The organism is Saccharomonospora azurea NA-128 (assembly GCF_000231055.2).
GTDB classification, from domain to species: domain Bacteria; phylum Actinomycetota; class Actinomycetes; order Mycobacteriales; family Pseudonocardiaceae; genus Saccharomonospora; species Saccharomonospora azurea.
Window position 1 is genome coordinate 602,660 of record NZ_CM001466.1, and the last position, 12,379, is coordinate 615,038.

Annotated in this window: 14 protein-coding genes; 9 read left to right on the forward strand and 5 right to left on the reverse strand. The window is 70.2% G+C overall.

Features of this window, described 5'->3' with window-relative positions; translation table 11 throughout:
* The first annotated feature begins 55 nt into the window (after positions 1 to 55).
* Positions 56 to 514: an Lrp/AsnC family transcriptional regulator gene (locus tag SACAZDRAFT_RS02840; RefSeq protein ID WP_005438486.1), complete on the forward strand. Its 459-nt coding sequence runs from the start codon at positions 56 to 58 to the stop codon at positions 512 to 514.
* Between the two features lie 41 nt (positions 515 to 555).
* Here the strand turns inward: SACAZDRAFT_RS02840 and SACAZDRAFT_RS02845 are convergent, their stop codons facing one another.
* Positions 556 to 1,512 carry a GlxA family transcriptional regulator gene (locus tag SACAZDRAFT_RS02845; protein WP_005438487.1) on the reverse strand — a complete coding sequence of 319 codons (957 nt, stop codon included), beginning with the start codon at positions 1,510 to 1,512 and terminating at the stop codon, positions 556 to 558.
* A gap of 111 nt (positions 1,513 to 1,623) precedes the next feature.
* On the opposite strand from SACAZDRAFT_RS02845, the gene SACAZDRAFT_RS02850 reads away from it, so the two are divergent.
* A complete protein-coding gene (locus tag SACAZDRAFT_RS02850; protein WP_005438489.1) occupies positions 1,624 to 2,262 on the forward strand; it encodes an HD domain-containing protein in 639 nt (212 codons plus the stop codon).
* A 22-nt stretch (positions 2,263 to 2,284) separates the two neighbouring features.
* Here SACAZDRAFT_RS02850 and SACAZDRAFT_RS02855 read toward each other — a convergent pair whose 3' ends face one another.
* Complete coding sequence (locus tag SACAZDRAFT_RS02855) at positions 2,285 to 3,319, reverse strand: helix-turn-helix domain-containing protein (RefSeq protein WP_005438490.1); 1,035 nt, start codon at positions 3,317 to 3,319, stop codon at positions 2,285 to 2,287.
* Between the two features lie 118 nt (positions 3,320 to 3,437).
* Here SACAZDRAFT_RS02855 and SACAZDRAFT_RS02860 point away from each other — a divergent pair, with 118 nt between their 5' ends.
* From SACAZDRAFT_RS02860 to SACAZDRAFT_RS02870, 3 genes are all read left to right on the forward strand, one after another.
* Positions 3,438 to 4,334 (forward strand): alpha/beta hydrolase, encoded by an 897-nt coding sequence (locus SACAZDRAFT_RS02860; RefSeq protein WP_176662525.1) that lies wholly within the window; start codon positions 3,438 to 3,440, stop codon positions 4,332 to 4,334.
* An 80-nt stretch (positions 4,335 to 4,414) separates the two neighbouring features.
* The gene (locus SACAZDRAFT_RS02865; RefSeq protein ID WP_005438498.1) at positions 4,415 to 5,038 is read left to right on the forward strand and encodes a TetR/AcrR family transcriptional regulator; all 624 of its coding nucleotides are present in this window, start codon (positions 4,415 to 4,417) and stop codon (positions 5,036 to 5,038) included.
* A gap of 41 nt (positions 5,039 to 5,079) precedes the next feature.
* Positions 5,080 to 5,811 carry a haloacid dehalogenase type II gene (locus SACAZDRAFT_RS02870; RefSeq protein WP_005438507.1) on the forward strand — a complete coding sequence of 244 codons (732 nt, stop codon included), beginning with the start codon at positions 5,080 to 5,082 and terminating at the stop codon, positions 5,809 to 5,811.
* On the opposite strand, the gene SACAZDRAFT_RS02875 is transcribed toward SACAZDRAFT_RS02870, so the two are convergent.
* Positions 5,812 to 6,117, reverse strand: coding sequence for a hypothetical protein (locus SACAZDRAFT_RS02875; protein ID WP_005438512.1), 306 nt, complete (start codon positions 6,115 to 6,117; stop codon positions 5,812 to 5,814).
* A 292-nt stretch (positions 6,118 to 6,409) separates the two neighbouring features.
* On the opposite strand from SACAZDRAFT_RS02875, the gene SACAZDRAFT_RS02880 reads away from it, so the two are divergent.
* The gene (locus SACAZDRAFT_RS02880; RefSeq protein ID WP_005438515.1) at positions 6,410 to 8,461 is read left to right on the forward strand and encodes an acyltransferase family protein; all 2,052 of its coding nucleotides are present in this window, start codon (positions 6,410 to 6,412) and stop codon (positions 8,459 to 8,461) included.
* On the forward strand, positions 8,458 to 9,471 hold the full coding sequence (locus tag SACAZDRAFT_RS02885; RefSeq protein WP_005438516.1) for a phosphotransferase enzyme family protein: 1,014 nt from the start codon (positions 8,458 to 8,460) through the stop codon (positions 9,469 to 9,471). Before SACAZDRAFT_RS02880 ends, SACAZDRAFT_RS02885 begins: the two co-directional genes overlap by 4 nt.
* Before the next feature lie 21 nt (positions 9,472 to 9,492).
* Here SACAZDRAFT_RS02885 and SACAZDRAFT_RS02890 read toward each other — a convergent pair whose 3' ends face one another.
* Both SACAZDRAFT_RS02890 and SACAZDRAFT_RS02895 read right to left on the reverse strand, forming a co-directional pair.
* Positions 9,493 to 10,194, reverse strand: a complete 702-nt coding sequence (locus tag SACAZDRAFT_RS02890; protein ID WP_005438517.1) for a tyrosine-protein phosphatase — start codon at positions 10,192 to 10,194, stop codon at positions 9,493 to 9,495.
* A 15-nt stretch (positions 10,195 to 10,209) separates the two neighbouring features.
* On the reverse strand, positions 10,210 to 10,710 hold the full coding sequence (locus SACAZDRAFT_RS02895; RefSeq protein ID WP_005438518.1) for a MarR family winged helix-turn-helix transcriptional regulator: 501 nt from the start codon (positions 10,708 to 10,710) through the stop codon (positions 10,210 to 10,212).
* A gap of 86 nt (positions 10,711 to 10,796) precedes the next feature.
* Between SACAZDRAFT_RS02895 and SACAZDRAFT_RS02900 the strand changes: the two genes are divergently transcribed.
* Positions 10,797 to 11,354: a YceI family protein gene (locus tag SACAZDRAFT_RS02900; RefSeq protein WP_005438519.1), complete on the forward strand. Its 558-nt coding sequence runs from the start codon at positions 10,797 to 10,799 to the stop codon at positions 11,352 to 11,354.
* A gap of 41 nt (positions 11,355 to 11,395) precedes the next feature.
* The gene (locus SACAZDRAFT_RS02905) at positions 11,396 to 12,373 is read left to right on the forward strand and encodes a ring-cleaving dioxygenase (protein WP_005438520.1); all 978 of its coding nucleotides are present in this window, start codon (positions 11,396 to 11,398) and stop codon (positions 12,371 to 12,373) included.
* Positions 12,374 to 12,379: the final 6 nt, after the last annotated feature.

The window sequence follows — 12,379 nt, forward strand, 5'->3', positions numbered from 1 at the left end:
TCTTATGGAGAATCGCGACTCATAACGTTGCTCATTGTGACCGTAGAATGCGGCGATGAGAAACAAACTGAGCCTCGACGGCGTGGACTGGGACATCTTGTTCCACCTTCGTCAGGACGGGCGCCTGTCCAACGTGGAGTTGGCGAAGCGGGTCGGCCTGAGCCCCCCGCCCTGCCTGCGCCGGGTCAAGCGACTGGAGAAGGCTGGCGCGATCCGTGGTTATCGTGCGGTGATCGACCCCAAGGCGCTGGGTCGCGGCCTGGAGGTCTTCGTGGACATCGAGGTCAGCGCCAGCGACCGCAGGACGTCCGAGCAGTTCGAGGTCACGGTCGCCTCCTACGAGGAGGTGATCGAATTCCGGCGTATGTACGGGCGCCCGGACTATTTCCTGCGGGTCGCGGTCGCCGACCACGCCGCCTACGAGACCTTTCTCACCGACAAGCTCAGTGGCCTTCCGGGCGTTCTGCGTATCGAATCCCACCTGACGCTGAAAAAGATCAAATCGAGCGACTGAAAAAGGGATGTGAGCGAGTCGTCGGCGTTTCGCAATTCGTGTCACCTGGCCTTGTCCCGGATCGTGCCGGTGGTGGCGAAGCGTTGTCGGTACTCGGTGGGCGTGGTGTCGAAGTGGCGGGCGAAGGCCCGGCGCAGCGTCTCGTCACTGCCCAGGCCGCTGCGCCGGGCCGCGGAGGTGACGCTGTGCCCATCGAGCAGGAGTTGCCGTGCGCGATCGAGCCGGACCCGTTCCACCCAGCGCGCGGGGGTGGTGCCGAGTTCGGCGTGGAAGAGACGGGTCAGGTGGCGGGGGCTGACGGCGGCGGCCCGCGCCATCGACGGCAGGTCGTGGTCCCCGGTGGGATCGGCCAGCACGGTGTCGATCAGCATGCGCAGCGGATCGCCCGGGGCCGTGGGCGTGGTGGCCGTCGAGAACTGGGACTGGCCACCCGGACGTTGCAGGAACACGACCAGCTCGCGGGCGATGTGGCGGGCCACGTCGGCGCCGTGATCGTCCTCGACCAGGGCGAGCGCGAGGTCGATACCCGCGGTGATGCCGGCCGAGGTGACGTACCGGCCGTCCCGGACGTGGATCGCGTCCGGCTCGACGTGCACCAGGGGATGTCGGCGGGCGAGCGTATCCGCGTGGCGCCAATGTGTGGTCGCGCGGCGGCCGTCGAGCATACCGAGCTCGGCCAGGACGAACGCGCCCGTGCACACCGACGCGACGCGGGTCACGCTCTCGGCCGCGTCCCGGGTCGTGGCCAGCAGCTCGTCCTCGATGGGCTGCTCGGCGAGGCGATCCCCTCCCGCCACGACGAGCGTGTCGAGCGCGCCGGCGTCGGTCGCCGTCACGGTGCCGCTCAACGTCAGTCCGCTGGACGTCCTGACGTCGCCGCCATGAGTGGAGAGTAGAACCAGGTCGTAGTGGTGACCGAGGGACCCCGCCTGGTGAAGCACTTCCGAGGGACCGCTGACGTCGAGCATGGTGACGCCGTCGAAGACCACGAACCCCACACGCTGCGTGATGTCTGAAACTGTGGTTTCTCTGGCAGAACGGACATGGCGCCACGGTAGGCGGCCCGCGATGCTGGGTGCCGGAGAGTCCAGACCGGAACAGGGAGAAACATGAGCGAGTCCATCGCGGGCGTGCGCATCCCGGACAGCGCGCTGGCACGGGAGGCGACCGAGCTGGTGCGTGAGGCGGCGTCGCCGCTGCTGTTCGACCACTCGCGGCGGGTGTATCTGTGGGGTTCGCTGCGCGGGCGTGAGCAGGGGCTCGACTTCGACCCCGAGCTGCTCTACGTGGGAGCGATGTTCCACGACCTCGGGCTGACCGAACGCTTCCGGCGCACCGACCAGCGCTTCGAAATCGACGGCGCCGACGAGGCGAGGCGCTTCCTGCGCTCGCACGGCATCGCGAGTGAGGACGCCGACACGGTGTGGACGGCGATCGCGCTGCACACCACCCCGGAGATTCCGCTGCACATGGCTCCGGAGATCGCGCTGGTCACGCGCGGGGTGGAGCTCGACGTGCTGGGCATCGGCTACGACCGCGTCTCCGAGGAGGAACGCGCGGCGGTCGTCGCTGCGCATCCCCGGCCGGATTTCAAGAACCGGATCCTGGCCGCGCTCACCGACGGCATCAAGGACCGCCCCGACACGACGTTCGGCAACGTCAAGGCCGATGTGCTCGCGCACTTCGTGCCGGGTTTCGTGCGCGGCGACTTCGTCGACGTCATCAAGAACTCCGCCTGGGCCGAGTGAGGACGTCGACGACGGTGCGGCTTCAGTCCTGAAGCAACCGCCAGGCAGCGAGGGCGAGAGTGACTCGCACCAGCCCGCCCGGCTCGGTCAGCTCGATACCGAGGATCTTCCCGAGTTGGTCGAGCCGGCGGGCGACGCTGCTGTGGTGCAGGTGCAGGAGGTCGGCCGCCGCGCGACGCGACCCGGTGGCGCAGTAGGCCTCGAGCGTGTCCAGTGCCTCCGGAAGGTCGGCGAGCCGAGCGACGGCTGCCACGTCGGCGTTGCCGCGGAGGGTGTCGCCGTCGAGGTCGGCCACGAGCGCCAGCGCGCCCAGCTCGTCGTAGTGGACGACCGGCTGACGCGTCGTCGCGAAACGGAGTGCGGTGCGCGCGCGGCACCACGACTCGTCGGGAGCGCCCGCGGTGCCGACGCCGGCGCGAACGTCGGCTGGGACACCCTCGACGTCGACGCTGGTGGCCAGGACGACGCCCACGTCGCCCAGTCGGGCCGCTTTCACCAGGCGCGACGGGCAGACGAGGCGGCCGAGCTCGTCGAGCGGACGGCACGACCGGACGGCGACGGCCTGGACGGGCACGTCGACGGCGAAGCCGAGCAGCCGGAGCGCGCGAGCCCGGGCCGCTTCGTCAGTGGTGGAGCTGATCACAAGCTCGACCAGCGCGGGATCCGCCATGGTGGTGCGAGCCGGTCCATACCGTTCGAACACCGCCGACGCCGCGATGGCGAACCGGTCGAGCAGCAGTTGGTCCAGCGCGGCAGGGGAGCCGGGGCGTTCCAACCAGACCGTGCCGATCTCCTCGTCGTCGAGCGTCACCGGCGTGGCGGAGGGTGTGGGGCAGGCGGCACCGGTTGCGTCCTGGCCGTCGGCCGCGACGCGAATGGTGCGTCCCGTGCCGTGGATGCGGATCCCGGCCACGCACCCCGCCAGTCCCGCCGACGCCCGCACGAGCGCGGGCAGGTCCACGCGCCGCCGCATCAGGGTGTCGTAGAACATCACGACGCGCACCCCGTCTCCGGCTGCCGGATCCAGGTGCGCCAGCCGCGCTGCCAGTGCCTCCATGGCAGAAGGATAGAAACGACACGGCGTCGAACCGAAGCGCCGATCGGTGCGCGATCGACGTCGAGTGTGCGACGCGTGGCGGATGATTCCGGCGATCCGGCCCGGAACGATGACGGACATGGATCCCGAACTGGAAGCGTTCATTCCGCTGTTTCCCCAGGCAGACCTGTCCGATCCCGTGACCGCGCGGCGGCACTTCGCGGAGCTGGCCGCTGCGGTGCCGAAACCCGACACCACGGGCATGGAGGTGCGCGACCTCGTCGTGCCCGCCGATCCCGAGGTGGCGGTGCGGATCTACCGCCCGCACGCGGCGACGGGGGCGATCGTCTGGCTGCACGGCGGCGGGTTCGTCATGGGCGACGTGCACACCGAGCACCCGTGGGCGGCCCGGTTGGCCGACCTCGCCGGTGCCGTGGTGGTGTCGGTGGACTACCGGCTCGCGCCCGAGAACCCGTTCCCCGCCGCTCTCGACGACGCCTACGCCGCTCTGGTCTGGACCGCGGACAACGCGGCCGAGCTGGGCGTCGACCCGCAGCGCATCGGCGTCGGCGGCCACAGCTCCGGAGGAGGCATCGCGGCCGCGGTGGCGTTGCGGGCACGAGACGAAGGCGGACCGCACCTCTGCTTCCAACTGCTCAACCAGCCCGGGCTCGACGACCGGCAGCGGACGTGGTCGGCGCGCACCTTCACCGACACACCGTGGATGAACCGCGACAAGGCCGCCGCGATGTGGAGGCACTACCTCGGGGGCCGTCCCGCCTCGCCGTATGCGGCGCCGGCGCGGGCCGAGGACTTGTCGGGGCTGCCGCCCGCCTACGTCGCCACCGCGGAGCTCTGCCCGAACCGGGACGAGGACATCGACTACGCCGTGCGGCTGTTGCAGGCGGGCGTGTCGGTCGAACTGCACCAGTGGGCAGGCACCTTCCACGGGTCGCAGGCCATTCTCTCCGCCGCGGTGTCGCAGCGGCAGATCACCGAGCTCGCCGCGGCACTCGGCCGAGCTCTGGCGGAGTGAACGTGCTCGCGGAATCGGGGTGTCATTCTCCGCCTGATTAGGTAGACTGATCTACCTAATCAGGCGGAGGAGGCCTGCGCATGACCGATGTCGAACGACCCCGCCGGGAGAAGGCGGGGTCGCGCAGCTCGGCGAAACAGCGACTGCTGGACGCCGCGGCCGAATGCTTCTACGCCCACGGGGTCAACGGAACCGGCATCGACACCATCACCGCCGCGGCCGGGGTCGCGAAGATGAGCCTCTACAACAACTTCGCGTCGAAGGACGCCCTCGTGCTGGCCTATCTGGAGGCCCGGCACGAGGAGTGGCTCGACCTCTACCGCCGCCGACTGGCCTCGGCCCAGGATGCGCGGGCGGCGATCGCCGCCGTCTTCGACGCCTACCTCGACCACGCCGAATCGGCGTACGCGCACGGCTTCCGCGGGTGCGGGCTGCTCAACGCGGCGGCCGAACTGCCCGCGGGCGCACCGGGGCGCGAGGTCGTCCGTCGCCACAAAGAAGAGGTAGCGGAGCTGTTGGCCGCGCACGTCGCGGAGCTGACGGGCCGGTCCGCTGCCCAGGTCTCCGCGCTGGCGGACCAGCTCGCGTTCCTCCTGGAGGGCGCCATGGCCCGGGCGGGCCTGGAAGGCGACTCCCGACTCCTGCGCCGCGCTCGCGACCTCGCGCTGCGCACCGTGGACGCCTCGATCGCCGAGCAGCGGTGAACGGGGCAGCCCAGTGATGTCCGACGACCGGAAGGGACCCCGTGAACCTCGCTGACTACGACGTGTTGAGCTTCGACTGCTACGGCACGCTCATCGACTGGGAGACCGGCATCGCCGCGGTCCTCACACCGTGGGCGAAGGAGGCCGGTCTGGACCTCACCCCCGAGGACCTGCTCGCCACCTACGCCGAGCACGAGTCGCAGGCCGCGCGCGAGCTGCCCGCAGCCCTCTACTCGACGATCCTCGCCGAGGCGTTCCGCCGCACCGGGGCCCAGCTCGGCGCGTCCGTGAGCGACGAGTGGGCGCAGCGCCTGGGCGACTCGGTGCCCGACTGGCCCGCCTTCGACGACTCGGCCGACGCGCTCGCCTCGCTCGCCCGCGACTACAAACTGGTCATCCTGTCCAACGTGCACCGCGCGGGGTTCGCCGGTTCGAACAAGCGCCTGGGTGTGGAGTTCGACCGCATCATCACCGCCGAGGATGTCAAGGCGTACAAGCCGGCGCCGAACCACTTCGAGGCGCTCGACGAGGTGCTGAAGGAGATGGGAATTCCGCGTGAGCGGCTGCTGCACGTCGCTCAGAGCCTCTTCCACGACCACGTGCCCGCGCGGCGGCACGGCCTGCCGTCGGTGTGGATCAACCGTCGGCACGACCGCCCGGGCTGGGGAGCCACGCCGGAACCCGCCGAGGAGTACTCCTACGCACTCGAATTCCCGGACTTGAAGTCCTTCGCGCAGGCGGCGCGGGAGGCGAAGAGCGGCGACGGCGACTGATCAGCCGCGTTCGGGCTCGCGGGCAGGCGTGGCACGGCCGCAGGATTCACCACGCCACGCCTCCCGCCCCTCCCGCGGGCGGGTGCAGACCCACGCGAACATGCCCGTGGTGACCAGAGAGGTCGTCTCGCGCGGATCGACACCGACGCGCCGGGACGCGCCCATCGCGCGCTGCGCCGCCACGGTGCCGAGGATGCCCGCCAAGGCGACCACGAGCCCGATGACGTGGACGAGGCCTCGGTCGAGCACTGCGATCGCGGGAGTGAGACCGAACAGTCGCAGCGTCGGTCCCAGCGCACCGAGCACTCCCTGCTCGGATGAGCGTGGGCGGACCCGGTCGCCGCACTCGTCATCGCCGCCGTCGCCGCGGCCGGTTCGTGCCCGGGCTCGGCCGTCTCGCCTGACTCGCTGATCACCGGCCGGGTGGTCTGCGCCACATCGACGTGGGTGTGCACCCGCCGGGGCAACCCGGCCCGCCACGATGTTCGTGGATGTGTTCGGTCGCGCACACCCTGAGGACACGGCGTGTGGCCTGTTTTTCCACACCCGGTACCGTCAGCGCGCTAAACCTTCGCAGAAGTGTTGCAGGAGTTGTCTGGTGTCCGTTCCGTCTCCCTCGCGTGCGACCGATGCCCCGGTGACGACGGGGCCACGCAAGTTCCGACCCGAACTGCAGGGTCTGCGCGCCATGGCGGTGCTGCTCGTGGTCGTGTACCACGTGTGGCTCAACCGGGTCTCCGGTGGTGTGGACGTGTTCTTCGTGATCAGCGGCTTCCTGATCACGGGACAGCTCTACCGGGCGAGCTCGCGGGGCCGGATCGACTTCCGCCGCATGTGGGGCCGGATGCTCACCCGCCTGCTTCCGGCGGCGCTGACGGTGCTGGCGGTGACGATGGCGGTGGCCGTGCTGCTGCTGCCGGAACACCGGTGGTCGCTGACGGCCTGGGAAGTCATCGCGTCGGCGTTGTTCTACGAGAACTGGCAGCTGGTCGCCACCTCGGCCGACTACTTCGCGCAACACTCCGCGGCCAGCCTGACCCAGCACTTCTGGTCGTTGTCGATCCAGGGCCAGTTCTACCTGGTGTGGCCGTTGCTGGTGGCCCTCGTCGCGTGGCTCGCGCGCCGGGCGGGGTGGACGCTGCACCGGTCGCTGGTGACGGCGATGGCCGTGGCGTTCGTCCTCTCGCTGGCGTTCTCGGTGTGGCTGACGATCGAGAACCAGCCGCTCGCGTACTTCCACTCGGCCACCCGGGTGTGGGAGTTCGCGCTGGGCGGGTTGACGGCCCTGTTGATCGACTCGGTGCGAGTGCCGCGGCTCGTTCGCATCGTGTGCGGGTGGGTCGGCGTCGTCGCGCTCGTGACCTGCGGCCTGGTGCTGCAGGTCGGCACGGAGTTCCCCGGTTACGTCGCGCTGTGGCCGACGCTGGCCGCGGTGTTGGTGCTGGTCGCGGGCGCCACCGACAGCAAGATCGGCGCCGACCGCTTCCTGTCGGCGAAGCCGCTGGTGCGCCTGGGCAACCTGAGCTACGCGCTGTACCTGTGGCACTGGCCGTTCCTGCTGTTCTTCCTCATCACCGCCGACAAGGAGAGCCTCAGCCTCGGCGAGGGCGCGCTGGTAATCGCCGGGTCGCTCGTTCTCGCGGCGCTCACGTACCGGTTCGTGGAGCAGCCGGCCCGCTCCGCCCGTCTGGCCACGGCAACCCCCTGGGGTGGGTACCGCCTGGCACTGTTGGCGCTGGTGCCCGTGCTGCTGGCGTCGGGGACCTGGCAGGTCGTCACGGCGCAGCGCGCGTCGTTCACGGTGGCCGAAGGAGAGAAGGAGACCCTCGGGGCGCCGGTGCTCGACACCCGCGCGCCGCTCGTGGACGCCGCGAGGCCCGTCGTCCCGCCGTTCGCCGCCCTGCCCGACCAGTTCGACAGCTTCCCCGAGGAGGAGTGCGTCTACTCGCCGAAGAACGAGGACCTGCGGATCTGCACGGTGGACCCGCCGGGTGAGCCGGTGCGGCGCATCGTCGTGACGGGCGACTCCCACTCCCAGCAGTACATCGCCGCGCTGCGGCCGATCGTCGAACGCCGCGGTTGGCAGATCATCTCCATGGGCAAGGGCGGGTGCCCGTTCACCACCAACGGCGTCGACGAGGAATGCCGCGCGTGGAACACCGCCGTCCGCGAGGAGATCCTGGAGATGCAGCCGGACGCCGTCGTCACGATGGCCACCCGTGACGTGCGGGTGGGGTTGAAGGAATGGACACCTCCCGGCTACGTCGAGCAGTGGCAGGCCATGGATGCCGCCGGAATCCCGGTGGTGGCGATCCGCGACAGCCCCCGCTACGACTTCGAGCCCTCCGAATGCGTGCAGAAGCACAGCGCGCACGACCCCCAGTGCTCGGGTCGGCGGGCGGAACTGCTGTCGCCGCGCCCCCCGTACCTCGACGCGCCGGGCGTGCCGCCGTCCGTGTCGTTCCTCGACTTCAGTGACTACTTCTGCAACGCCGAGACCTGCCCGCCGGTGATCGGCAACGTGCTCGTGTACATGGACAACAACCACGTCACCGCCACCTACCTGGAGACGATGTCGCCGATGGTGGAGGAGCGACTTGTGGAGGTCCTGGGCTGGGAGGACGACGTCGTGGGCGGCCACGGCGAGTGAGCCGTCGCCCGGACGCACCCGCCGCCGACCGTGTGGGGCGCCTGCTGAGCGAGCACTACTCGCTCGACGTGCGTGACGTCGTCGCGGTCGGCGACGGCGCCGACCGGGCCGCGTCGGTGTGGCAGGCGACCGGTCACGACGGCCGCGCGTACGCGGTGAAGTTGACGACCGGGGGCTGCCCGGCGGGGCTCGTGCTCGCCGACCGGCTCGCCCTCGCGCGCCCCGGAGCGACCCCTCGGCCGGTGCACACGGCGGCGGGAGCGCTGTGGGCCACCGTGGCCGGGGCCCGATTGTCGGTGACGGAGTGGGTCGACGGGCGCAGCGCCGCGGACGTCGGGTTGAGCGAACGGCAGTGGATCGAGTACGGCCGGGTCCTGGCCGCCCTGCACGGACTGCCCGTCGCGGGTGAGCCGGCCCGACGGGTGCCGCGCGAGACCTTCGATCCGGGGCACTGGGTCGACTGTTTCGACCGCGTCGACGCCCGGCTCGCCGACGTGGCCGCCGGCGACGACCTGGTCACGCACCTCGTCGCGACCTGGAACGGGCGGCGGTCCGACCTGCGCGTGGTGCGCGACCGGACGGTACGGCTGGGGCGGTCGCTGGCGACGCGCGCCGCCCCGACGGCGCGGGTCTGCTGCCACGCCGACGCGCATCTCGGCAACGTCGTCGTCACGGGCCCCGAGTCGGTCGCGCTGCTCGACTTCGACGACGCCGTGCTCGCCCCGCCGGAGCGGGACCTCATGTTCGTGCTCGGCGGCGGGGTGTGGGCCGAGGAGCTGATCGACGAGCGGCAGCAGGACGCTTTCCTCCGTGGGTACGGCTCGCGCACGCCCGATCGGCAGCTGCTCGCCTACTACCGTGGCCTGCGCACGCTCGAAGACGTCGCCGACCCGGCCACGGTGGTGCTCGACGTGTCCGCACCCCGTGAGGACCGGGCCGCCAACCTCGGTTACGTCACCGCGACGGTGGCTGCCGGCGCGCTGCTCGACCAGGCACTCCGCAGCGAGTGACCGGCGTGTCGAGAGCCCGGCTCACCCGGTCAGCCGGGTGAGGAGAGCGTCGAGTTCGGCCTCGGACAGGCCGTTGTCGAGGAGGAAGTCCGGCATGTTCAACGACGCGATCGTCGACGTCAGGGAGCGCTCGATGGTGGTGCCGTGTTCCGAGAGGAGTTCGGTCACCGCGGTGAGCTGGTCGCGAACGCCGAGTTCCTCGTACGTCCGTTTCATCCGCTCGTAGGTGAGCAGGTAGTCGGCGACGATCTCGGCCGGCGTCGCTCCGGCCAGTGTGAGCAGCACCAGGGCGAGCAGTCCGGTGCGGTCCTTGCCTCCCGCGCAGTGGAACACCACGCAGCCCGGTGCGGCGGTGGCGACGGCCCGCACCGCGCTGACCACCAGCTCCGGGTGCTCGGCCAGCAGCGCCGGGAAGTACAGCGGCGAGCTGAGCCTGTCGATCCGCGTCCAGCGCTCGTGGAAGGGGGTGCCGACGGGGTCGAGAGGCGCCCGCACGGTGGTGATGCCCGGCGGCGCCGGAGTCCGACCCGGCGCGATCTCGTCGGTGTTCCGGAGGTCGACGACGGTGCGCACACCGTGGGCCCACGCCGCCGCCCACCCACGCTCGCTCAGGCGCAGGGGTGCTTCCATACGGACCACCGCACCGTGCTTGATCGTCCCCAGGCCACCGAGGTCGCGAGCGTTGACGCAGCCGTCCCACGCGAGTTCCCTGTCCCGTGTCATGCCTGGAAGGACGCATCACCCGGCGTGCGGGTTGGGGGCCACTGGGGGTCTACCGGGTGGCTGGGCCGTCTCCTGCAGGCTCCACAGCACCTGCTCGGTGATCGAGGCCCAGGCCTCGACCTGCTCCGGGGTCAGCTGGTCGAACACCAGCTCACGCACGGTGTCGACGTGGCCGGGCGCGGCGTTCTCGATCGCGTCGCGGCCCTGGTCGGTGAGCACCACGAAGGCTCCGCGGGCGTCGCTGGGGCAGTCCTCGCGGCAGACGAGCCCGCGCTTCTGCATGCGGGCGAGGTGGTGCGAGAGCCTGCTCTTCTCCCATTGGAGCGCCGTGGCGAGTTCACCTATGCGCATCCGGGGTTCGGGCTGGTCGGTGAGTTGGACGAGCACTTCGAAGTCGGGCAGGGACAGCCCGGATTCGGTTTGGAGTTGGCGAGCCAGGCGGGCCGTCAGCTGAGCATTCATCGTCAGGTAGCGGCGCCAGGCGCGTTGTTCGGATTCGGTCAACCATCGTGTCACGTGTCTCATCCTACCCGGATTTGTTGACGCATCATCTATGTTGGAAGAGGCGCCAGATGACACATCAACTACTTGGAGGAGCGGACATGACCGCCAACGTGGACTACGGCCAGCTGACCGGCACCTACACCATCGACCCCTCACACAGCCGTATCGGTTTTGTGGCCCGCCACGCCATGGTCACCAAGGTGCGCGGCGCGTTCAACGAGTTCGAGGGTACCGCCAAGGTGAACGGCGAGAACCCCGCCGACTCGTCGGTGGAAATCGTCATCAAGGCCGCCAGCATCGACACCCGCAACGCCGACCGCGACGGCCACCTGCGCAGCAACGACTTCCTCGCGATGGACGAGTACCCGGAGATCACGTTCAAGTCGACCGAGATCAAGCAGACCGGCGACGACGCTTTCGCCGTCACCGGCGACCTCACCGTCCGGGGCGTCACGCGCCAGGTCACCATCCCCCTGACGTTCGAGGGCCAGGCCACCGACCCGTTCGGCAACGTGCGTGTCGGGTTCGAGGGCTCGACCAGCATCTCCCGCAAGGACTTCGGCGTGACCTGGAACGCCGCCCTGGAGACCGGCGGTGTCCTGGTCAGTGACAAGATCGACCTCGAGTTCGAGATCTCGGCCATCAAGCAGAACTGAGAGCCGTAGAAAGCCGTACCCACCTCATCGAGGACGGTGTCATGACACTCGCAAGCAACGGCTTGCACCACGTCACGGCCATCGCCGGAGACCCGCAGGCGAACGCGGACTTCTACCTGCGCACGCTCGGGCTCCGGCTGGTCAAGACGACGGTGAACTTCGACTCGCCGAACGTCTACCACCTCTACTACGGGGACGAGCAGGGGCAGCCGGGCAGCCTGCTGACCTTCTTCCCCTTCGGGAAGGTGGCGGCGGGACGACGCGGGCACGGCCAGGCCACCACGACGGCGTTCTCCGTGCCCGCCGAGTCGATCGGCTGGTGGCGCGGGCACCTGGAGCAGGCCGGCACGGACGTGGGCGAGGTCGTCGAGCGGGACGGGGAGGCAACCCTGACCTTCCACGACCCCGACGGCCTGGAACTGATGCTGGTCGCCCACGAGCAGGACGACCCCCGGGCGCCGTGGGACAACGGCGTCGTGCCCGCGGAGCACGGGGTGCGCGGACTGCACTCGGTCACGTTGTGCACGGCCGACGAGCCGGGCACCGTGACGACCTTGGAAGAGCTGGGGTTGCGGCTGGTCGGACAGCACGGACCCCGGCTCCGGTTCGCCGCGGGCGACGGTGAACCCGGTGCGCTGGTGGACGTGGTCGTCGACGCGGGCGCGCCCCGAGGTCTCGTCGCGGGCGGGACGGTGCACCACGTCGCCTTCCGCGCACCGGACGACGACACCCAGCAACGGTGGCGCGACGAACTCGTCGATCGGGGCGAGGACGTCACCGAGATCCGCGACCGCCAGTACTTCCGGTCGATCTACTTCCGCGAACGCGGTGGAACGCTGCTGGAGATCGCGACCGACCAGCCCGGTTTCACCGCCGACGAGCCGCTGCTGGAGCTCGGCCGGGCGTTGAAGCTCCCGCCGTGGCTGGAACCGGACCGCGAGCAGATCGAGAACGGTCTGCCCTCGCTGTCCGTGCCGGGGGAGAACAACCCAGGCGTCGTCGAGGAAGCCGGAGCCTGAGTTGCG